Raw genomic sequence first — 1,229 nt, 5'->3', positions numbered from 1 at the left:
GCGGCGCGGATCTCGTCCAGCTCCACCCGGAACCCCCGAATCTTCACCTGATCATCACACCGCCCCAAATACTCCAACCCACCGAACACATTCCACCGCACCAAATCCCCCGTCCGATACAACCGCTGCCCGGATCCCGAGAACGGATCGGCCACGAACGCACCCGCCGACAACCCCGGCCGACCGTGATACCCCCGAGCCACCTGCACCCCACCCAGATACAACTCACCCGGCACCCCCACCGGAACCGGCCGCAAGAACCGATCCAACACCCACGCCGACGAATTGAACGCCGGCGACCCGATCGGCAACGCCGCCCGCGACCGCGACACCACCTCCCGCGAAATCACCTGCGAGGTGATCCCCACCGTCGCCTCCGTCGGACCGTACAAATTGAACAACCGATCCCCGAACACCTCCAACGCCGCCGACGCCGACCCAGGCGACAACTCCTCCCCACCACAGAACACCCGCTCCACACCCGCCACATCCGACGGATCCGACACGAACTCGAGCAACGCATCGAGCATCGACGGCACGAACTCCACCACCGACACCGCACCCGACGACATCAACCCCACCAGATACGACGGATCCCGATGCCCCTCCGGCTCGGCCACCACCACCGACGCCCCCGCCACCAACGGCACGAAAAACTCCCACACCGACGCATCGAACGCCGTCGGCGCCTTCTGCAACACCCGATCCGACGCCACGATCCCCGTCGCCCGCATCTTCCACACCAGGAAATTCACCAAACCCCGATGCTCGACCACCACACCCTTCGGCCGACCCGTCGAACCCGACGTATAGATCACATACGCCGCATCCCGACCCGACACCGGCCGCGACAACACCACCGGAGCATCCGACACACCAGCCCAGTCCTCCCACGAGTCCGGACCCAACTCCACCACCGGCACACCCGAGATCACCGACCGCACCGACACATCCACCACCGCCAACGACGGCGCACTGTCAGCCAACACATACTCGATCCGCTCCACCGGATACGACGCATCCACCGGCACATACGCACCACCGGCCCGCATCACCGCCGCCAGCACCACCGGCAGATCCAACGACCGCGGCACACACACCGCAACCCGATCCCCCACCCGCACACCCGCATCGACCAACACCCGAGCCAACCGATTGACCCGCGACTCGAACCCCCCATACGACAACACCGCATCCCCGAACACCACCGCAGGCGAACCCGAACCGAA

The 1,229-nt window shown here is 65.8% G+C and carries 1 protein-coding gene; it reads right to left on the bottom strand.

The window, feature by feature from the left end:
• A partial coding sequence (locus A8G15_RS28400; protein WP_245688042.1) for an amino acid adenylation domain-containing protein occupies positions 1 to 1,190 on the bottom strand: 1,190 nt, incomplete at its 3' end.
• Positions 1,191 to 1,229: the final 39 nt, after the last annotated feature.

This window comes from Rhodococcus phenolicus (assembly GCF_001646785.1).
Classification (GTDB): domain Bacteria; phylum Actinomycetota; class Actinomycetes; order Mycobacteriales; family Mycobacteriaceae; genus Rhodococcus; species Rhodococcus phenolicus.
This window is presented reverse-complemented; position numbering and strand designations above follow the sequence as displayed.